The organism is Botrimarina mediterranea (assembly GCF_007753265.1).
In the GTDB taxonomy this organism is placed as follows: Bacteria; Planctomycetota; Planctomycetia; order Pirellulales; family Lacipirellulaceae; genus Botrimarina; species Botrimarina mediterranea.
Genome location: NZ_CP036349.1, coordinates 595,380 through 614,617 on the forward strand (window position 1 = coordinate 595,380; position 19,238 = coordinate 614,617).

The following is a 19,238-nucleotide window of genomic DNA, read 5'->3' on the forward strand; positions in this document are numbered from 1 at the left end:
AAGGAGACCCCTCTCGCCGTTTATCAAACCCGTTTGCTCACCCGGCGAACGCCGCTTCGAGCGCCGCCTTGTCGAGTTTCTTCATCCCGAATAGCGCCGCCATCATCCGCGCGGTCTTGTCGGCGTCGGGGCTGGTCATCATCTCGGCGATGCACTTGGGCGCCACCTGCCACGACAGGCCGTACTTGTCCTTGAGCCAACCGCATTGCTGGGCGGCCGGATCGCCTCCGGCGGAGAGCCTGTCCCAGAAGTGATCGATTTCTTCCTGCGTGTCGCACATGATCTGTAGCGAGACCGCCTCGTTGAACTTGAAGATCGGCCCGCCGTTGAGCGCCGTCATCTTCTGGCCGTCGAGCGCGAACTCGACCGTCAGCACCGTGCCGGGCTCTTTGCCGTGGAACTCGCGGCCGACCTCGCTGTAACGTGAGACGGCGGTGATCTCGCTGTTGGGGAAGACCTGCGTGTAGAACGCCGCCGCCTCTTCGGCTTGGTTGTCGAACCACAGGCAGGGGACGATCGGGGTTTTGGTGATCGGCATGGTCGTCGGTACGTGGTTGAGAATCGGTTCAGGGGCTACCCGCGGCGTCCTCTAGGTGGGAGGCGTCTCCAGACGCCGATGACGCGCCCCATTGTCGAACGGCATGGACACCGTAGTCGGGGTCGGGAGACCCCTCCCACAGTTGATCCCACAGTTGAGAACCAAGGCTCATCCGTAGGTTGGCTTTTGCGGCCAGCCTGCAGGCGAGTCCTCGAAGTCTTCTTGCCGGCCGTAGGGGGTTTGGTCGAGCAAGCGGTACGAGTCGGTGAGGCCTTCTACGCCGCGGGCGTAGGTCGAGTTGGTGTGGTAGACCTCGCCGTCGAGATCGAAGAAGACGCTCAGACCGTGCGACTCACCCTGCATGAACCAGGGCTCTTCGCCTTTACGTGAGTCGAGTTCCTTCTCGCTGCGGTAGTTGTATTCCAGCGGCACGACGGTCCGATCGAGCGACACGTGGAATTCGTAGTTGAAGGGACTGCCGAACGACGAGTACCACGGCAGCGTCCAACCATTCAGATCGCGGTAGGCCTCGAGCTTCGCCAGCGGCGCCCGCGAGACGAGGGCCATCGTCGTGTCACGCTTAGCGAGCATCGACAAGTCGCCGAGCCCGTTGACGAAGCCCGTGCAGCCGGGGCAGCCCTTCTCCCACTCGGGATCGAACATGAAGTGATAGATAATCAGCTGCCGCCGCCCCGCCAACAGGTCGAGCAGCGTCGCCTCGCCCTCGGGCCCGTCGAATCGATAGTCCTTCTCGATCTTCACCATCGGCAGCCGGCGACGCTGGGCGTTGACACGGTCGTACTGCGCGGTGAGCGCCTTCTCGGCCTCGAGTAACTCGCGGCGGCTTGCCAGCCACTCGGCGCGCGTGGCGATGGGCGGATGCGGGATGGTGGCTGTCGTGCTCATGTTCTTACGTTGAGGTGGAATGTTTGGCAGGGGAAGCGGTGCGGCGTAGGCGTCGCCGAATTGCGGCAACGACAAGCCACGTTAGAGCGAGGAGGCACACGCCAATGGCGCCGGTCCTCAGGTACGCCGCCGCCGTGAGCGACATGCCCAGCCCTGTCAGCACGGCGACGTAGGCCACAACGCACGCGGGGCACTTCGGCATGACGGCCAGCGCCACCGTCGGTGCCAACCACGCGACGCCGCTGACCCAGCGACGGCGCGTCGAGTTCTTCCGGCATTGGCACGGGCAAGCACGCATCGTCGGCTCCGGTGATTAGGCGCCCATCGCGTCGGTCTTCGCGCGGATCACGTCTTCTTGTTCGCGCAGTTCTTCGGTCATCGCGTCGCCGAAGTCGTCCATCTCGAAGACGGGTCGGACCTCGATCTCCGAGTCTTCGATCATCGGGTTGGGGCACTGCTTAACCCAGTCGATCGCCTCTTCCATCGACGCGACCTTCCACATCCAGAACCCGGCGACGAGCTCCTTCGTCTCGGCGAACGGACCGTCCGTGACGACGCGGTCCTTGCCGCTGAACAGCACCCGCGCCCCTTCGGAGCTGGGCTTGAGCCCCTCGCCGGCGAGCATCACGCCCGCCTCGACGAGCCGCTCGTTGAACGCGCCCATTGCGGTGAGCAACTCCGTGCTCGGCATCTCGCCCGCTTCGGATGATTTGGAGGCTTTGACCAAGACCATGACCCGCATGGTGTGGACTCCTGGTTACAGGGATAGAAGGTGAAAATGTGGGAGGCGTCTCCAGACGCCGATTACGGTCTCTTGGCCGTATCGGCGTGGTGCGCGTAATCGGCGTCTGGAGACGCCTCCCACAAACCGTTTGAACGCGAGCCGGCTTAGATCTCTTCGATCGCCCGGACCTCGACGGTCCCGACCTTTGCCGACGGGAAGCGGCTGGCGATGTCGATCGCTTCTTCGATCGTGTCCACATCGACCAGCACGTAGCCGCCGAGTTGTTCTTTTGTTTCAGCGAATGGCCCGTCGCTCACGACCCGCAGGCCATCGCGGACGCGCAGGCTCTTGGCCGTCTCGACGGGGTAGAGCGGCGTGCCACTGACGAACTGCCCCTTCGCATGGATCTCGTTACACAGCGCCACCGCGTTGCGTTGTTCGACTTTCAGATCGTCGTCGCTGAACGCGTCTTCGGCGTTGTACATGAGAAGCAAGAACTTCATCGCTCCACCTCCGCCGCTTGTGGCGCCGCTTGCGGCTTAGCCTGCGTAGCAAACGTTTTATTGCGTTCGGCAACCAGAGCGTTGATCGACTCATCGGCGGGCCGGATCTCGAAGGGCCCCATCCGTGCGCCGGGGTGATTCGACATCAGCGAGATCGCGTGGTTCATGTCGCGGGCTTCGAGAAGCAGGATGCCGCCGAGGTGCTCCTTGGTCTCGGCGTAGGGCCCGTCGCAGACCGTCACCTTGCCCGCTTCGGGGCGGAGGGTGACGGCGCTCGTGGCGCCCTCGAGCGCCTCGCCGCCGAGGAAGTGCCCGCCGCGACGCAGCTCGTCGTCGTAGGCGAAGCACTCCTCCATCATCGCCAGCTGCTGGGACTCGGGGATCGCGGCGAAGGTCGCCTCGTCGAGATACCCCATACAGACGAACTTCATCGGGAACACTCCTTGTGGGTGAGTGATGAGAGAACGAGGCGGCTTGCTCAGCTCTGTTGGAAAGCAGAGTTCATGCCCGCCATCATCTCTTCCGGCGTCAGGTCCTTTATGTGCGTCGCGAGCGCCCATTGATGGCCGAACGGATCGACGACAACCGCATACCGATCGCCCCAGAACATGTCCTGCGGCGGCACGAGCACCGTGGCGCCGGCGTCGGTCGCCTGCTTCACGGCGGCGTCGCAGTCGGCGACGTAACGGTGCAGGCCCACCGGCGTGCCGCCGAGCGTCTTGGCCGATCGTGACGCCCCTTCGCAGTACTCGGGGAAGTCGTCGGCGAGCATGAAGAGCGAATCGCCGATCGTCATTTCGGCGTGCATCAGCCGCCCGTCGGGCCCCGGCATCCGGCAGTGCTCAACGGCGCCGAAGGCCGCCTTGTAAAAGTCGATCGCCGCGCTGGCGTGGTTGAGAACAAGGTGCGGAGTGATGCCCGAGCGGCCCAGAGGGATGGGTTGAGTCATGGTATTTGGAAGTTGGAGGTTGGAAGTTGTAGGGTGGGTCGTGACCCACCGCGCCAATCGATCGGTGAGGAAGTGGGTAGTGATCGAATCGATCCATGGTCTCACTTGCGGCGGTACTCGATCATCATCCCTTTGGTCCACTTGCCGTCTTTGCCCTGCACGGACGACGTGAACACCTTGTGGTCGGGGCCTTTCAGCTCAAGCACTTCTTCGAAATTGCTCAGCTCGCCGGGGTTCATTGGGCAGTGGCCCTTGGTGCGGAGCGTCAGCTTCTTCTTCGACGCGTCGAGTTCGCCCTCGTAGACCCATAGGTAGCCCGAAACGGAATCGACCCACGTGCCGACGTACTTGCCCTTCTCGGGGTCGTAGCCGAGGGTCTGAACGCCGGTGAACGGCTGCCCCGCGAACTCGCCCTGGTTCTCGGCGACGGTCCAGAACTCGCCGATCTGGCGGACGTGCTCGGACCCCTGGGAGGTCGTCTCCTGGCCTTCCATGTAGACATGGACCTCGCTCGACCAGTCGCCGACGAGCTGCTCGAGCCAACGGTGCTCGGCCTGAGGCTCGGGCATCGCCATTTCTTCTTGTTGAGCCATCGCGGGCGCCGTGAGGGCGAACGCCGTGAGGGCGAACGCCGTGAGGGCGAACACGGTGAGGAGGCCGAAAGCAGTCGTGAAACGTCTCATGATTTCTCTCCAATAGTGAGGAAAAGTGCAGATTACGGGCGACAAATTTGCGTCGAACACCCAGTTGTCGAATGGGTCCCATGCAAATCGACAGGGCCCGGATAAGTTTTTCGAGAAAAGTCCAAAGCGTCGAAAAAGCCTGCGGAACCCCAGCCTCTCTTGAAAGAAAAGGCGAGCCCCCGATGTCAATCGGGGGTGGGAAGCAAGTACCCGGGTTCCACCCACGATTAACATCGTGGGCTCGCCAGTCACTTTGAAGCTTCTGCCAACTCGTCGATCCGCCGTTGCAAGAACCGCCGCTCCGGCGCCTGCTTCGCCAACGCGAGCGCTTGGCGGTACGCGGCCGCGGCTTCGCCATGGCGACCTAATCGACGCAGCAAGTCCGCCCGTGCGGCGTGCGTCAGGTGGTAGTCCACCAAGTCGCCGCGCTCGACCAGGGAATCGATGATCGCCAGGCCCTGCTCGGCGCCGTCACGCATCGCGACGGCGACGGCGCGGTTCAGCTCAACGATCGGCAGCGGCTCGCCACGCAGCAGCACGTCGTACAGGGCGACGATCTGCGACCAGTCGGTCGCGGCAGCGCTCGGCGCCGCGGCGTGCACTGCGGAGATCGCCGCCTGTATCGTGTACGCGCCGAAGCGCCGTGTCGCCAACGCGCGTTCGACGAGTTGGTTTCCCTCTTCGATAAGGGCGGCGTCCCATTGCGAGCGGTCTTGGTCTTCGAGCAGCACGAGGTCGCCGTTGTCGTCCGTCCGCGCCGCGTGCCGCGACTCGTGCAGCAGCATCAACGCCACGAGGCCGATCACTTCGGGATCGGGCAGCAACTCCAGCAGCAGTCGGCCGAGACGGATGGCTTCGTGCGACAGCTCCTGGCGGACCGCCGAGTCGCCGTGCGACGCCGAATAACCCTCATTGAACACGAGGTAGATCACGCTCAGCACCGAGTCGATCCGGGCGGGGAGCTCGGCGAGCGTTGGCGCCTCGTAGGGAATCTTCTCGTCGCGGATCTTCGCCTTGCCACGGACGATCCGCTGCGCGATCGTCGGCGTGGTGGTGAGGAACGCGCTGGCGACTTCCTCGGTGCGCAGCCCGCACACTTCTCGGAGCGTCAGCGCGACGCGCGTCTCGGGCGTCAACGCCGGGTGGCAGCAAGTGAAAACCAGCCGCAACTGGTCGTCGTTGAAGCGGGCCTCGTCGAGTTCTTCGGGGTTGAAGCTCAATTGCTCGAGCTGCTGCGCGATCTCCCCGGCGGCCGCGTCGAAGCGTGTGCGGCGGCGGATCGTGTCGATCGCTTTGAACCGCCCCGTCGAGACGAGCCACGCCCGGGGGTTCTTCGGCACGCCCTCGGCGGCCCACTGCGTCATGGCCGACGCGAACGCCTCGTGCATCGCGTCCTCGGCGAGGTCGAAGTCGCCGAGCAAGCGGATCAGCGTCGCGAAGACCCGCCGCGACTCACGCCGATAGACATCGGCGACCGCGGCTTCGAGGGCGGCGCTGGGGGGGAGGGACATGGCGGCCAGACGCGGGGCGGTTTGGATTGCCCCGAGTTTAAGCCCCCGGCAGCCGCGTCGCCACGAGGGCGAGAGGCTAGATCGATGCCAGCAGTCTGTCACTCTGTGGTCAGCGGTCACCTCTATAGGAGGCGTCTCTGACGCCGATTACGCGCACCACACCGTGTTCGGCCAGGAGACCGTAATCGGCGTCGGAGACGCCTCCTGCAATGAAACTGCTAACCAGCCACCGTCTTTCGCCACGCGGCTCTAACGCCAGCCATCGATTCAGGGCGTTCAGCCGTTGTGGCTTCCTCACTCTTCAACGGCGTAATGTCGGAGCGTTCGGCGTCTCGTGCAGTCATCGCGCTGAGTAGTAGCAGTGCTTGATCGCTCGCCGATTCACTGATTGCAAACGCTTGACGCGTGACGGGCGCGAAGCGACTGCGAATCGGCGTCGCAGTAATGTTTATTAGCGGCGTGACATCGTCAAAAGTATCCGGCCCTGCTTCGACTGCGAACGCTTCGTCCGTCGCTGGCGTCACAGGTTCGCCGGTCGCGACTGCGGCTTGCTTGACGAGCGCGACGGTCGGCGGCGTCAGGTTGTCGCGCCAGACGGTGTAGTCGGCGGCGTCGATGCGGCCGTCGCCGTTGCCGTCGGCGCCCATGAAGGGCGTCACGGTCGCGCCGTAGCTGGTGCGCCACACGAGGTGGTCGGCCTGTTCGACGACGCCGTTGCGGTCGTAATCGCCCGGCAGGTCGCCGCTCGCTCCGGGGCTGCCGCCGATCGCAAAGCTCGCACGCCAGTTGGCGGGGTCGTCGTACGGATCGTCCGCGACCAGCGCCGGGTCGGCGGCGTCCATGTCGAAAGGCCCAATGTATTCCAGCGAAGGCCCGTCACCGTCCGGCGCCGCGGGCCAGCCTGGGAGGTTGCTATCGCCGTAGACGAACGACTGGATCAACTCACCAACCGGGCCCCGCAGCGAGATGGTCTCGCCCTCGTTTGCGAGGCTTCCCGAGAACACGCCCAGCGCCACGTTCGTCACGCCAGGGTAAGCAGCAGCAAACGCGGATTGATCTGCAACGACGACGACCCGCGCGCCCGGCGCAAGCGAACCGCCGGTGAAGTCGTAGCCCCCTGCTGAAAAGCCTTCCAGCCGGAAGCCGGTGAGGTCGATCGTCTCGGCGCCGAAGTTCAGCAGCTCGATGAACTCGGTCGGATCACCCGAACCGGGCGGGTTGTACATCACCTCGACAACACGCAACGCCGGCGGATCGGTGAGCGTGAACGTCGCGTCAATCAACGGGCTCCAATCGGCGCCGTTCTTTACGCGCGCGAGCACTCGCAGTGGCGTCGTGACATCGACAACGATCGGGCCAGCGCCACTCAGAGCCGAAGGGTTCGTCGCGCCGCCGGCGAGCCTTGGGTCACTGCCGTCGAGGGTGTAGTAAATCTGCGACCCCCCCGGCGAGCCCGAGGGGAGCGAAAGCGTGAGGTCGTAGCCCCCCGTCACGGCGCCGCCGTACTGGCTCAGCATCGGAGCCGCGAGCGGCACGAGCCAGCCGGCATTCGCAAACTGCGTCAACACCGTCTCGGTGCGGTTAACGAAGAAGTCGGCGATGACGGCGTTGTTCACCGCCAAGAAGTCGGCCTGCGTGTACGGGTCATTCTCATTGCGGTTGTCGCCCCACCGCGCGGACTCGCCGAGGATCGCCTCGGTGATCTCATCGATGCGTGCCTGATAGACCGACTGCGCCGCCGTGTTCGTCAGCACGCCGCCGTTCTGCATCAGCGCCTGCACGCGGTCGGCGAACCGAAGGCGGTATTCGGTGTTGCCGATGAGGTTCTTGTGGATCGACGTGGGCGCCTCGAAGTCGTCCTTCGTGGTGAGATCGACAAACTGGGTGAACGCGTCTCCGTTGTCGGTCGTCGGGAAGGCGTGCTCCTGGTCCCAGGCGTGGAAGCGCCAAAGGCCGCCGTTGCGATCGCGCGTGGCGTACCAGTTGTTGTGCGACCAGTCCGCGGCGTTACCGCCGTAATAGTGCACGATCATGTAGTCGATGTACTGATCGACATCGAGTTGCTGCGTGACGGCGTTGTAGGCCGTGCTACTCGCCGGGTTGTTCTGCACCGCTTGAGTCGCGTCGAGAAGCGCCGAGAACCGGTCTTCCGCGGCGACGCCGCCCGAGACCCACGTGAACTCGTGGTTCACGTCTTGGTTGGCGTGCTTGACGACGTCGTAGTCGTCCTTGTCGCCGCCGTAGTACGCGGCCGCAAACGAGTCGTCGGGTCGTTCGTGGAGATTGTAGAGGCCCCAGTACATGCCGTTGAGGTAGAGATGGACGTACTCGCCATGCGGCGCGCCTTGACCCGACGCTAGGTTCTGGAGGTCGGAGATCGCTTGGTCGGTGACGAATCGAGCGTAGTCGCGCTGGATCGGGTTGGCGTGGTGCCACGCGTAGTTGAACATCGCGTCGAGGATCAGCGTGTCGAACTCGGTGGTCGCTCCCTCGCCGAAGACCGCGTCGGCGAAGACTGGGTAGTTCAACTCTGTTGGCCCGTAGGGAAATTTGAACTTCACCTGCATCGACAACTTGTCCGAGTTCCAACGCAGCGTGCTGGAATGGCCCTGAGTCTCGACGCCCACGTCGGTCTGGAACTGGTCGCCGGCGGAGTTGGGATCGAAGTACTCGAACGACGCGCCGCGTTCGTTCGACGATCCGTGGATGTAAATCCCCTGCGGCTGCGGAGCGACGTTGGAACCGGCGGGGAACGTGCCGGGCTGGGGCGTCCCGCCGAAGAGGTCGTCCCAGTTCATCACCAGCGAAACGGTGGGGATCGACTTCAGGGCATCCTTCAGTGCCGCCTGGTTGCCGTTGACGACATCGGGGTCCATCTCCCAGTCGGACTCGTCATCGAGGTTGTAGCCCGACGCGTTGTCGGCGTCCCCCTTGTCGTGCCCCCACGTCGCGTAGGGCTGAGTGACATCCGCCGCGCTCTGCTGGAGGACGTCGTCGAGGAAGAGGTAGGTCTGCGTATCGACGTTCGTTGAGACCCATCCCCCCTTGTAAGCGATGGCGCGTAGCGTGGTCGTGGAAGCGATGTTGATCGGCCCGGTGTAGAGCACGCCATTGTTGGGCGTCGGCATACTCCCGTCGGTCGTGTAGCGGATCGACGCGCTGGCCGTAGCGGTGGTGATCTCGACCGGGAACGCCGCGTCGAAGAAGCCGCGATCGACCGAGAACTTGGTGTCGGCGACGAAGCCTTCCGCGACGACGCCGTTCACCGCTCCGGGGCTGGGGGTTGGCAGGTAGCCGATGGCCGTGGCGCCCGTCGCGCGGGTCGTCTTCAGCACCGGCTCGACTAGCAGGTCTTGGCGGTTGGCGTTGTTCGACGAAGAACTCGTGCTGTTCACCACGTGGAACGCCAACACGTTCGTCCCTTCGATCAGCGACGGCAGGTAAGCCGACAGGTCGAACGAAGCGATATCGAGCGTCTCACCGAGGCGATTCGCGGCGCCTGACGAAGAGCTCGACCCCATCTGGTTGCCGGCGGAAGAGTCCCACTGCGGCTGCGGCCGGATGAAGTCTTCGGCGAAGTTCGCTCGGGCGATCTCCCGGCCGTTGAGGTAGGCAATGAAACCGTCGTCGAAGCGCAGGTCGAGCTCCAGCGACGTGAGCTGCGCGGCGCCTTCGACATCGAAATTGAACCGTACGTAAGCCGTCGTCTGCGTAGTGGACATTTCGCCGGCGGTAAGCGTCCGACCGATGAACGGCGCCAGATTGACGCCGTCCGAGTTGCGGTCGAAGCCGACCGAGCGCGTCCCCGAGAGCCACGCGGCATCGTTGAAGCCAGGTTCTCGCCAGTGGTCGTCGATCGCGGCGTTCTCGCCCGTCGGCACGTGCGCGCGCAGCGGCGTGCCGACGCCGATGAGCGTCTCTTGCGGCTGCGTGGTCGGGAGCACGCCGACGCCATAGGCGGCGTCGGGTTCTTGGGCCGGGTAATCGAGATAGGCGTCCACGACCGTCACGCCGTTGGGCGCCACGAGCAGCACGTCCTCGCCGGCGTTATTGAGCGAGAAGTTGGTGTGCAGTTCGCCGCTCGCTAGGTCCTTACCCGAGGCGAACACCACCAGCCGCTCACCGGCCGCCAGTGTGACGCCGGCGGGGATCTGCCACTTGGCGGGCGTTACCGCGTCGTCGGACAGGTAGTAGCCGCCGAGGTCGACGACGCTGGCGCCGGTGTTAGCGATCTCGATCCAGTCCTGCCGCTGGCCGTCGAGGTCGCGGATGCCGCTTTCGTTGTCGGCGACGAACTCCGATAGCACCACCGCCATCAGGTGACGGGGTTCGAGCGTCTCGACTCGCGGCTGAAAGCTGCGGAGAGCGGATCGTCGCGGCGCCTTGATGAGCCGCGGGGAGCAAGGCAGTCGCATTGCGAGAAGAGCGTCGGTGGGTGCGGAAGAGGACTCGGGGCAGACGGCCCCGGCGCGCCAGGTAGCCTTGGAGAACAAGGCTCCGATTCCAATCTAATCGCCCGCTCCGGCCGTGACCCGCCCCCCGCCGCCCCGTTTTGAGTCGCTCTATCCATTTAGCCCTCAGTCCCTATCTATTTAGCCCCCGGTCAATGACCGGGGGCTAAATAGACTTTTCCCATTCGTTCAATGCGTCGCGCCCTCCGGTTGGTAATCCCCCGGCGTCTTCCGCGAGCCGATGCTGATGCGGTTCCAGGTGTTGATTGCCGCGATTACCCACAGAAGGTCCTCGAGTTCTTGAGCGTCGAAATGTTCGTGGGCGCGCTCGATTGCCGCTTCGGGCGCCGGCTTGTCGGCGAGACGCGTCAGCTCTTCGGCGAGTAGAAGTCCCGCCCGTTCGCGCTCGCTGTAGTACGGGCACTCACGCCAGGCCGGCAGGCTGTAGAGCCGCTGCTCGGTCTCGCCTGCCGCGCGGGCGTCCTTCCAGTGCATGTCGATGCAGAACGCGCAGCCGTTGATCTGCGAGACACGTTGTTTGATCAGCTCACGCAGCGAGAGCTCGATGCGGCCCTTGCCGATCGCGCGCTCGAGGCTGAGCATGCCGCGGTAGGCGTCGCTGGGCGCCGGGGCGGTTGTGGTGGTGGCGCTCATCTCTCTTCTCCTTGTTCCATCGGTTGATGTCCTCTCACGGGAAAAGTCCCGCATTTCAACAACAAGGACGATCGAGCGGCCCGGCCTGTGACAGGCGGGAGAAAAATCCATCGGATTGTAGGAGGCGTCTCCAGACGCCGATTTCGCGCACCATGCCATTGCGGAATGGATACCGTAATCGGCGTCGGAGACGCCTCCTACAGATTGCGCGCGGGATCAATCGATCTGCACCAGCGACCAACGCGTCAACTTGTCCGGGTTGACGGTGATGTAGATGGCTTTCACGCACTGTTCGATGCGGAGCGAGAGCACGATCGCGACGGCGCCCTCCTGTAAGAAAACGACGCCCGGCTCGCCGTTGACCATCGTCGATCGCATCTCGAGGTTTGGCTGCTTCTTGTGGAAGACGCCGGCCAAGAATTTGGCGGCCCGCTCGGCGCCCTGGATCACGACCCGCGCAGCCGTCACCTTGCCGCCACCGTCGGAGTGGATCTCGACGTCGGGCGCCAGCAGTTGTTCCACGAGCTTCACGTCGCCCGATCGGCACGCCGCCATAAATCGCTCGGTGAGCCCCTCGGCCTCCTTCGGATCGGGACGGAACCGCGGCGCCGCGTCGCCGAGCCGCGTCTTCGCGCGGCTGACGATCTGGCGAGCGTTCGCTTCGGACTTGCCGAGGACGTCGGCGATCTCGGCGTACTCGTAGTCGAAGACCGTCCGCAAAACGAACGCCGCCCGCTCGGTCGGCGACAAGCGTTCGAGCATCAGCAGGAAGCCCAGGCTCAGCGACTCTTCAAGCGCTTGGCTACGACCGCCCGTCGAAGTGTCGATCGGTTCGGGTACCCACGGGCCGATGTAAGTCTGGCGACGCTTGGCGGCGCGCAGCTGGTCGATGCACCGGTGCGTGGTCGCTCTAACGAGGAACCCTTCCGGTGAGGCGACCTCCGCCGTGTTGTGCAGGCGCAAGAACGCGTCTTGCACGGCGTCCTCGGCGTCGACGACGCTCCCCAGCATCCGGTAGGCCACCGACATCAGGCGGGGCCGGAGTTCTTGCAGGGCGTCGGACATCGCGGGCGTGCCAGCCAACGGAGCAGGGATTTAACGCCCCGTTATACCCGTCCCTAGCGACGTCGAGCGACCCGCCTCGCCTCCCACCGATCTAGACCGCGAAGCCGTGCTGCTTGCGGTGGTACGGCCCATCGAACTCTTTGGAGGTCTTGAACAGTTCGTAACGGCCGTCGGCGGCGACGTCCTTGGTCTTCGCCAGGATCGCCGATTGCTCGTCGGCCGACAGCGGCTTGAAGTGGCGAGCCACTTTGAGTGCCTGATCGAGGTCGCGGTCGTTGAGCATGCCGGTCACGACCGAGGCGACGGGTTGCGACAGCGCGAAGTGGAGGCACTCCTCGCCCGTCACGACGCCCGAGCGGGGCAGCTTGCCGTTGCCGCCCCCCATGCACTTCATGCCGATGACGCCCGTGCCGACTTTGTTGCACTCGGTCGCAACCTTGTGCAGGAAGCTGCGGAAGTGGTAGTCGCAGACGTTGATCGGCATCTGGGCGGACGCCCACTGCTGCGGCTTGCCCAGCATCTTGAGGTGGATGCTGGGGTCCTTGTGGCCGGTGAAGCCGATATGCTTCACCTTGCCGGCCTGCTGGGCTTCGAGGGCGGCGCGGATGCCTCCCTTGTCGAAGACCCAGTCGGGGTCGTTGTCGTAGACCATCTCGTGGAACTGCCACAGGTCGATGTGGTCGGTCCGCAGCCGCTTGAGGCTTTCGTCGAGTTGCTTTTTCGCGCCCTCATAATCGCGGTCGCAGACCTTGGTCATGAGGAACACCCGATCGCGGCGGTCCTCGATCCCCTTGCCCATCAGCTCTTCGCTGTAGCCCTCGTGGTAGTCCCAGGCGTTGTCGAGGAAGGTGACGCCTTCGTCGATCGCGCGGTGCATCAGACGGATGGCGTCGTCTTCGTCCTTCTTGCCGACCTGCCCGATGTGATGGCCGCCGAGCGAAACGATCGACACTTCCGCGCCGCTCTTGCCAAGCGGCCGCTTCGGGACGCCTGCGCCCGTATCGCGCTGCTGGGCGAAGACGTCGTCGGCCATCGCTAGGATCGCCCCGGTGGCGAGGCTCGTCTTAACGCCCAGCTTCAAGAACTCGCGGCGGTCGCTAGCGGAATCAAATGGCGAGGGCATCGCGGGGCTCCATTGAAGACGTAGGGCGAAGCAAAACGCCTGACCGCCGCCGAGACAGCCCGGCGGGCAAGCGGCCTGATCGTACGCGCAGCAGCCACTGGCGGCCGCGTAAAGCGTTCTTGACGGGGTTGGGGCAAACCCCGCGCCGTCAGGCGTCGGCGGCCGCTTCCTTCTTCGCCTTCAGTCGCTCCCGCTTGCGGGCTTGGTTCGTCGCCAGCCGCCACTGCAACAGCTGGATTAGCGTCGCGAAGCCCATCGGCAGGTACATGTACGCTTTCGGCACCTCGATGTGGAACGCCTCCATCACCAACACGACGCCGATCGTCACGAGGAACGACAGCGCGAGGATCTTGAACGTCGGATTCTTGATGACGAACTCGCCGATCGGCCCCGCCGCGAACATGAGCACGACGAACGACAGAATCACCGCCGCCCAAATAACGTACATGTTATCGGTGAGCCCCACGGCCGTAATCACCGAGTCGAGGGCGAACACCAAGTCGAGCGCCACAATCATCGCGATCGCCGACCAGAACGCTCCCTTCGGCGAAGCGCGGTCCTCGCCGTGGTGCTCGATCATCTCGACGGTGTGATGGATCTCTCGCACCGCCTTCCAGAGCAAGAACCCACCGCCCGCCAACAGAATCAGGTCGTGGACCGACATGCCATTGATGACGTCGCCCTCAAGCTGAAGGATAAACCCGAACCCGGCGACCATCGCCAGCCGCGCCACCAGCGCCAGCCCTAGCCCCAAGATTCGCGCCACCTTCCGCTGCGCTTCGGGCAGCTTCGAGACAATGATCGTGATGACGACGATGTTGTCGACGCCCAGCACCAGTTCGAGCGCGAGGAGCAAAAGCAGCGTGCCGAGATAGTCGGGCATGATCGGTGGGGCGGAGATGGGGGCGAATCGGGCGCAGGATGAAGCCAGCCGCCAGATGGTAAGCGAAGACAGGCCCCCTTCCCAAGAGAGCTAGCGGGCCCAAGAGAGCAAAGCCGGCGCCGGTCGCCCCGCGACCACAAGAGCCGTCGGCGCTAGCGGCGGGTGACGTCTGGAGGCGGCCATGTATTCCCTTCACAACCGAACTCCGGGAGCTAACGCTTTCCGGCTCGCATGAAGTCGATCGCGGAGGGCAGCGCCGAACGGTCCGCCCCACCGACGCGGCCGCCTGCGAGCCGGGAAGCGTCGGCTCCCGGAGGGCGCTAGGGCAACGCGTCGCCCGCTCACTTCCTTAAATACCGCGCACACGCCTCCACAATCCGCTGAGCGGATTGCCCGTCCCCATACGGGTTCGAAGCCTCCGCCATCGCGCGGTACGCGGCTTCGTCGCTGAGCAGCTCCGCCACGCCCGCCACGATTTTGTCGGCGAACGGGCCTACTAGCCGCACCGTGCCGGCCGCGACGCCTTCGGGGCGTTCGGTCGTGTCGCGCATCACGAGGACCGGCTTGCCAAGGCTGGGCGCCTCTTCTTGCACGCCGCCCGAGTCGGTCAGCACCACGCGGCTCGCGGCCAAGAGCGCGACGAACTCGCTGTACGGCTGCGGCGGCAACAGCCGCACGTTCGTCAGATTGCCGAGCCGTGCGTGGACGACTTCTTGAACGTTCGGGTTGAGGTGGACCGGGTAGACGAACTTCGTGTCGGTGAACCGTGCAGCGAGCGTCGCGATCGCCTCGCAGATCTGTTCGAAGCCCGTCCCAAAGTTCTCGCGGCGGTGGCCGGTGACGAGGACCATCGGCCCCTCGAAGAGGTCGGCGCCGCCGACACTACACAGCGTCTTCCGGAGCTCAACGCCGACGGCGGGGTCTTCTTGACGACGCTGCTCCATCTTCAGCGCGTCGATCACCGTGTTGCCAGTGACGATCACCGACGCTGGGTCGATGTGTTCGCGGAGCAGGTTGTCGCGCGACTCGTTGGTGGGCGCGAAGTGCAGGGCGGCGAGCTGCGTCGTGAGCAGGCGGTTGCCCTCCTCGGGGAAGGGCGATTGCAGGTTGCCGGTCCGCAGGCCCGCCTCGACGTGCCCGACCGGCACGCGGCGGTAGAACGCGGCCAGGGCCCCGGTGAGCACCGTGGAGGTGTCGCCCTGAACGAGCACGAGCTTCGGGTCGAGCGCCACCAGGGCGTCGTCGATCGCGGTGAGCAGCCGAGCGGTGAGCGACGCCAGCGATTGATTCGGCTGCATCACCGCCAGGTCACGATCAACCCGCAGGCCGAACAGGGAGATCACCTGATCGATGAGCTCGCGGTGCTGCCCCGTGTTGACGACGAGTGGCTCGAACCGGTCGTCGGCCTCCAGAGCGGCGATGACGGGGGCGAGCTTGATCGCCTCGGGGCGGGTGCCCATCAGGACGAGCGTGCGGTGCTTCATGGCGGTCGTGGGGGAGGGAGGGGCCCCCAAGTCTAACCCAACGCCGGACGCTGCTGGGGCCTCGTGGAGAAGGTTTCGCTTGGGCCGGATGTGCGGGCTGGGCCGGCTGGGGCGTCCTCGGCAGGGGTCCCCGCCGCCGGGGTTCCGTTGCGGGACGTGCGGGAGCGGGGGAGAATGGAACTCGCTTAGCGGCCGGCTCGTCCTATGGCGGCTCTCGCGCACCGTCTCTCTCGCCTTTCCCCCGTCTATCGCCGGCGTCGCTTACGTTGAACCAAGCCAACCTCCTGCTGCTAAATACCGGCGCCACTTTCGCCCGGATGGCGGCGAGTGTGGTGCTTGGTCTGTGGACGACGAGGATTGCCTACCAGGAATTGGGTCGCGAAGGCTTCGGCGCCTATGCGGCGGCGCTGGCGGTGGTGATGCTGCTCCCGGTGCTGCTTGAAGCGTTCAGCTCCAGCGCCCAGCGGCACATCGCCTACGCGATTGGCGCGGCGGACGCCGACGAAGTCCACAAGGTCTCCGGCACCTTCGTGACGCTCTCATTGGCTGCGGCGGCTGTTTTCGCGGCTGTAATCTTCACGGCAGCGCCGTTGTTATCCGCGCCTCTGCAAGCAGCGCCTCCGCACGCCGATCGACTGTCGGCAGCGTTGGTCTGGATCGGCGTCATGACGTCCTTCGTCATCGCCCAAGCTCCTTACAGGTCCTACCTCATCGCGCGACAGTCAATTGCCCTCTTGACCGGCTTCGAGATGCTGGAATCGATCGCCCGATTCGGCGCGGCGGCGATGCTGCTGTGGAAGGTAGGGCCGACGATTGTCGACTACGCCCGGTACACGACTATCGCGGTCGGGATTCCGACTATGTTCGTTTTGGCTTGGTGCACAATCCGCTACTCTGCTTGCCGCCCGACAACGCCGACACGCGTCGGTCTCATTGCGGCTATGGGGGCATGGATAACCCTGGGATTGGCCGGATGGAAACTCCGCACCCAGGGCGTGCAAGTCGCAATCAATACGCTGTACGGCGCCGCGGAGACGGCGAGCTACAACGTTGGTCTGCAGCTTGCACTCTACCAAAACAACCTTAGCTCGGCCGTTTACAGGGCTGTTCGGCCTGCGACGATCTCGGCCCAAGGGCGAGGGAAGACCCAGCATGTGCGGCAGTTGGCGATTAGTTCCAGCAAGCTGATCTCGATCGGAACCTTAATCGCCGCCGGCCCGCTGCTGTTTGAGACGCGTACGATCTTGACCTATTGGATCGGCGAAGCGCCCGACGACATGGTCACCATGGCGCGATTATTGGTCGGCTGGATTGCGTTAAAAGACCTTTCGATAGGACACCTAACGGCGATCCATGCCGACGGCCGCGTTGCGCGCCACGAGGCATTGGTGCTTGGCATCGATCTTGTCGCCCTCACGGCAGGGTGTGCGGCGGCAATCTCTGGCGCGCCGGTATGGGTACTGCCGATGGCCGCCATGCTGGCAGTAATCGGGCATGGCGTTATGCGGGTGATGCTGTATTCCGACGTCGCCGCGTTGACGCCTCGCGACTGGGCCTCTTCAGTCCTTGCTCCATGGGCCTCAGTTGCCGCCGGCGTCGCCATCGTGTCGGCATTGCTGATTGGTCTGCTTGAGCCAACTGTAACACGTCTGGTGTTAGTTGTGGCAGGCACTGCCTTGGTCTCGGCCTTTATGACGTACATCGTAGTATTCGATGCCGAAGAGCGCCGCCGCCTGTGGGAAGCTGTCCAGGGCGCGCGCCGACGGCTGAGCGGAATTTCTTGACACCGACTCCATACGGGCAGATGCAATCAGCCAAGCTACTGAACTCGTTGGTCGAGACGCTAAACCCCTATGCGGGACGGCCGGTTTATCTTGACCGACTCCACGGCAATCATGGCGACGCTCTCATTGTCATGGGGGCCGAGCAGGCATGCCGGCGCGCCGGTTGCCGCATTGTCGATACGCCGGAGGAAGCGGACGCAATTTTCGTCGTGGGCGGCGCTGGCCTGTCGTCGGTCTGGGGAGGCGCCTACTGCGAGCTCGAGCGCTACTACGAAGGGAGCCTCGCCGCGAAGCCGCTCGTCATCTTCCCGAGCACGCTCTCGTTCGAAGCATCTGACTTCGTGGATCGCATTAACCACCGTCCAGGCGCCACAGTTCTCTTCGCGCGGGAACGCCCGTCGCTCGAGCGAGCGCAGGCAGTCGCCTGGGGGCCGCGCGTGCTGCTCGGGTTGGATGACGACACGGCGTTCCATCTCAGGGACACCGACTGGCTGCAGTCGCTGAAGAGCCGCACCCGGGCGCGACATCTGTTGATCGTAGAACGCCGTGACGCCGAATCCCTTGGCGGCCAGCCGGAAGCGACGGTGCGGGCCCCCTCGACGCTCAAGCGGCTGGCTCCAATGTGGCTGAAACGCCGGGTGAAGCTTTCGTCTCATATGCGTAGCCGCACCGACACGTCATTTTACCGTTGGGCGGTCGAAGAATCGGAGCGATCGCTCGGTATTTCCCCAAAGGATGTTCCCGTTGTGCCGATCGATATCAGTCAACAGAGCATCGTGTCGTTCGACCGATTTCTCAGCCTGATCACCGATGCCGCCGCCGTTGTCACCACCCGGTTGCACGTCGGGATCCTCGCGGCGTTGCTCGACAAGCCAACGGTCATGGTCGGCGGCGATCGCAAGTACGCAAAAATCAGTGGAATCTATCAGCAATCGATGACCGAAATGGACTGCGTACGCTACTTCGACAATCCTCTCGACCCAGAGGAGAAGTCGGCGTAGCGATCGCCGCTCAACCCATGATTGGATCACCGAGCGTCACCGTCCTCGTCACCACCTACAACCGCAAGGCCGAGATCGGCTGTTGCCTCGACTCGGTGCTGCGCCAGGATTACCCGTGCGAGGTGCTCGTTCTCGACGACGCGTCGAGCGACGGCACGATGGAATACGTACACGAGCACTACCCCCAGGTGCGTATCGACCGCGTCGAAAAGAACGTCGGTCTGATCGGGCAGCGTACCCGCGGCGGGCAACTCGCAACGGGCGACATCGTCATTTCAATCGACGACGACATCGAGCTGATGGCAAACGACACCGTGTCTCGCGTTGTCGCCGCCTTTGACGCGCCAGATATCGCAGCGGTCACGTTCCCGAGCATCGACGTGCGTAAGGGACCGCGAGTGCTCTCCGATCCGCCGAGTGATGATCGGCGTTACGCGACGGCCGAGTACCGTGGCGGCGTCGTGGCGATGCGTCGCGACGTTTTCAATCGGCTCGGCGGCTACGACGCTCGATTGTACCGACAGGGCGAGGAGATGGACCTTGCCATCCGCCTCTACGCCGCAGGCTACGTCGTCGCGATGGCGCAAGCGACGCCGGTTCATCACTACGAGGCGCCACACCCGATGAAATCGACCGCCGTCTACTACCGGGCTCGGAACACCATGTTGTTCTGCTGGTGGCGTTTACCTTGGCGATCGATCCCGCTGTACGTCGTCGTTAGGACTTGGAACCTGCTGAAGCTCGGACTGAGAATTGGTTTCCCTCTGACGACGCTCCGCGGAATTGCCGCGGGGCACTGGCTAGGGCTCACCGACCTGGCGAGTCGCCAAGCCCCCTCGCAGAAGGTCTTCAAGACCTTCGAGTGGCTCCGCCGGGGCGGGCCTCAGCCGCTGGACGAGGTTCGCCGCCGATTGGCGTGACTCTCCCCAGGACCACCCTCCAACGCTCGCTAGTTCGATCACCGACTGCCCCGATACAG

At 64.4% G+C, this 19,238-nt stretch carries 18 protein-coding genes; 3 read left to right on the plus strand and 15 right to left on the minus strand.

Annotated features, from left to right (window positions below):
- Positions 1 to 37 precede the first annotated feature (37 nt).
- The 15 genes from Spa11_RS02330 to wecB form a co-directional block, all read right to left on the minus strand.
- Positions 38 to 538 (minus strand): VOC family protein, encoded by a 501-nt coding sequence (locus tag Spa11_RS02330; protein ID WP_145106642.1) that lies wholly within the window; start codon positions 536 to 538, stop codon positions 38 to 40.
- A 168-nt stretch (positions 539 to 706) separates the two neighbouring features.
- Positions 707 to 1,444 carry a DUF899 domain-containing protein gene (locus Spa11_RS02335; protein ID WP_145106646.1) on the minus strand — a complete coding sequence of 246 codons (738 nt, stop codon included), beginning with the start codon at positions 1,442 to 1,444 and terminating at the stop codon, positions 707 to 709.
- A gap of 4 nt (positions 1,445 to 1,448) precedes the next feature.
- Positions 1,449 to 1,742: a hypothetical protein gene (locus tag Spa11_RS02340; protein WP_145106649.1), complete on the minus strand. Its 294-nt coding sequence runs from the start codon at positions 1,740 to 1,742 to the stop codon at positions 1,449 to 1,451.
- 15 nt (positions 1,743 to 1,757) lie between these two features.
- A complete protein-coding gene (locus tag Spa11_RS02345) occupies positions 1,758 to 2,186 on the minus strand; it encodes a YciI family protein (RefSeq protein ID WP_145106655.1) in 429 nt (142 codons plus the stop codon).
- Between the two features lie 146 nt (positions 2,187 to 2,332).
- Complete coding sequence (locus Spa11_RS02350; RefSeq protein ID WP_145106658.1) at positions 2,333 to 2,671, minus strand: YciI family protein; 339 nt, start codon at positions 2,669 to 2,671, stop codon at positions 2,333 to 2,335.
- Positions 2,668 to 3,102, minus strand: coding sequence for a YciI family protein (locus tag Spa11_RS02355; protein ID WP_145106661.1), 435 nt, complete (start codon positions 3,100 to 3,102; stop codon positions 2,668 to 2,670). The genes Spa11_RS02350 and Spa11_RS02355 overlap by 4 nt, the downstream gene beginning before the upstream one ends.
- A gap of 47 nt (positions 3,103 to 3,149) precedes the next feature.
- Positions 3,150 to 3,620: a VOC family protein gene (locus Spa11_RS02360; RefSeq protein ID WP_145106665.1), complete on the minus strand. Its 471-nt coding sequence runs from the start codon at positions 3,618 to 3,620 to the stop codon at positions 3,150 to 3,152.
- A gap of 101 nt (positions 3,621 to 3,721) precedes the next feature.
- Complete coding sequence (locus tag Spa11_RS02365; protein ID WP_197529680.1) at positions 3,722 to 4,303, minus strand: DUF1579 domain-containing protein; 582 nt, start codon at positions 4,301 to 4,303, stop codon at positions 3,722 to 3,724.
- Between the two features lie 248 nt (positions 4,304 to 4,551).
- Positions 4,552 to 5,814: an RNA polymerase sigma factor gene (locus Spa11_RS02370; protein WP_145106674.1), complete on the minus strand. Its 1,263-nt coding sequence runs from the start codon at positions 5,812 to 5,814 to the stop codon at positions 4,552 to 4,554.
- Positions 5,815 to 6,032: 218 nt separating this feature from the next.
- Positions 6,033 to 10,229, minus strand: coding sequence for a lamin tail domain-containing protein (locus Spa11_RS02375; RefSeq protein ID WP_145106678.1), 4,197 nt, complete (start codon positions 10,227 to 10,229; stop codon positions 6,033 to 6,035).
- A gap of 225 nt (positions 10,230 to 10,454) precedes the next feature.
- The gene (locus Spa11_RS02380; RefSeq protein ID WP_145106681.1) at positions 10,455 to 10,919 is read right to left on the minus strand and encodes a carboxymuconolactone decarboxylase family protein; all 465 of its coding nucleotides are present in this window, start codon (positions 10,917 to 10,919) and stop codon (positions 10,455 to 10,457) included.
- 216 nt (positions 10,920 to 11,135) lie between these two features.
- The gene (gene sigJ / locus Spa11_RS02385; RefSeq protein WP_145106684.1) at positions 11,136 to 12,002 is read right to left on the minus strand and encodes an RNA polymerase sigma factor SigJ; all 867 of its coding nucleotides are present in this window, start codon (positions 12,000 to 12,002) and stop codon (positions 11,136 to 11,138) included.
- Positions 12,003 to 12,075: 73 nt separating this feature from the next.
- Positions 12,076 to 13,107, minus strand: coding sequence for an aldo/keto reductase (locus Spa11_RS02390; protein WP_145106687.1), 1,032 nt, complete (start codon positions 13,105 to 13,107; stop codon positions 12,076 to 12,078).
- 148 nt (positions 13,108 to 13,255) lie between these two features.
- Positions 13,256 to 13,990 carry a TerC family protein gene (locus tag Spa11_RS02395; protein WP_145106694.1) on the minus strand — a complete coding sequence of 245 codons (735 nt, stop codon included), beginning with the start codon at positions 13,988 to 13,990 and terminating at the stop codon, positions 13,256 to 13,258.
- Positions 13,991 to 14,331: 341 nt separating this feature from the next.
- Entirely contained in the window at positions 14,332 to 15,474 is a 1,143-nt protein-coding gene (gene wecB / locus Spa11_RS02400) for a non-hydrolyzing UDP-N-acetylglucosamine 2-epimerase (protein ID WP_145106697.1), read from the minus strand.
- Between the two features lie 266 nt (positions 15,475 to 15,740).
- Between wecB and Spa11_RS02405 the strand changes: the two genes are divergently transcribed.
- From Spa11_RS02405 to Spa11_RS02415, 3 genes are read left to right on the plus strand one after another with little or no spacing between them, the layout of a single operon-like run.
- On the plus strand, positions 15,741 to 17,258 hold the full coding sequence (locus Spa11_RS02405; RefSeq protein WP_145106700.1) for a lipopolysaccharide biosynthesis protein: 1,518 nt from the start codon (positions 15,741 to 15,743) through the stop codon (positions 17,256 to 17,258).
- Positions 17,259 to 17,278: 20 nt separating this feature from the next.
- Positions 17,279 to 18,259 (plus strand): polysaccharide pyruvyl transferase family protein, encoded by a 981-nt coding sequence (locus tag Spa11_RS02410; RefSeq protein ID WP_145106703.1) that lies wholly within the window; start codon positions 17,279 to 17,281, stop codon positions 18,257 to 18,259.
- A gap of 17 nt (positions 18,260 to 18,276) precedes the next feature.
- Entirely contained in the window at positions 18,277 to 19,179 is a 903-nt protein-coding gene (locus Spa11_RS02415) for a glycosyltransferase family 2 protein (RefSeq protein ID WP_145106709.1), read from the plus strand.
- The last annotated feature ends 59 nt before the right edge of the window (positions 19,180 to 19,238 follow it).

Bases quoted from the DNA above. Each gene is read 5' to 3' on its own strand.
- Spa11_RS02330 (WP_145106642.1), bottom strand. From the start codon at position 538: ATGCCGATCACCAAAACCCCGATCGTCCCCTGCCTGTGGTTCGACAAC.
- Spa11_RS02335 (WP_145106646.1), bottom strand. From the start codon at position 1,444: ATGAGCACGACAGCCACCATCCCGCATCCGCCCATCGCCACGCGCGCC.
- Spa11_RS02340 (WP_145106649.1), bottom strand. From the start codon at position 1,742: ATGCGTGCTTGCCCGTGCCAATGCCGGAAGAACTCGACGCGCCGTCGC.
- Spa11_RS02345 (WP_145106655.1), bottom strand. From the start codon at position 2,186: ATGCGGGTCATGGTCTTGGTCAAAGCCTCCAAATCATCCGAAGCGGGC.
- Spa11_RS02350 (WP_145106658.1), bottom strand. From the start codon at position 2,671: ATGAAGTTCTTGCTTCTCATGTACAACGCCGAAGACGCGTTCAGCGAC.
- Spa11_RS02355 (WP_145106661.1), bottom strand. From the start codon at position 3,102: ATGAAGTTCGTCTGTATGGGGTATCTCGACGAGGCGACCTTCGCCGCG.
- Spa11_RS02360 (WP_145106665.1), bottom strand. From the start codon at position 3,620: ATGACTCAACCCATCCCTCTGGGCCGCTCGGGCATCACTCCGCACCTT.
- Spa11_RS02365 (WP_197529680.1), bottom strand. From the start codon at position 4,303: ATGAGACGTTTCACGACTGCTTTCGGCCTCCTCACCGTGTTCGCCCTC.
- Spa11_RS02370 (WP_145106674.1), bottom strand. From the start codon at position 5,814: ATGTCCCTCCCCCCCAGCGCCGCCCTCGAAGCCGCGGTCGCCGATGTC.
- Spa11_RS02375 (WP_145106678.1), bottom strand. From the start codon at position 10,229: ATGCGACTGCCTTGCTCCCCGCGGCTCATCAAGGCGCCGCGACGATCC.
- Spa11_RS02380 (WP_145106681.1), bottom strand. From the start codon at position 10,919: ATGAGCGCCACCACCACAACCGCCCCGGCGCCCAGCGACGCCTACCGC.
- Spa11_RS02390 (WP_145106687.1), bottom strand. From the start codon at position 13,107: ATGCCCTCGCCATTTGATTCCGCTAGCGACCGCCGCGAGTTCTTGAAG.
- Spa11_RS02395 (WP_145106694.1), bottom strand. From the start codon at position 13,990: ATGCCCGACTATCTCGGCACGCTGCTTTTGCTCCTCGCGCTCGAACTG.
- wecB (WP_145106697.1), bottom strand. From the start codon at position 15,474: ATGAAGCACCGCACGCTCGTCCTGATGGGCACCCGCCCCGAGGCGATC.
- Spa11_RS02410 (WP_145106703.1), top strand. From the start codon at position 17,279: ATGCAATCAGCCAAGCTACTGAACTCGTTGGTCGAGACGCTAAACCCC.
- Spa11_RS02415 (WP_145106709.1), top strand. From the start codon at position 18,277: ATGATTGGATCACCGAGCGTCACCGTCCTCGTCACCACCTACAACCGC.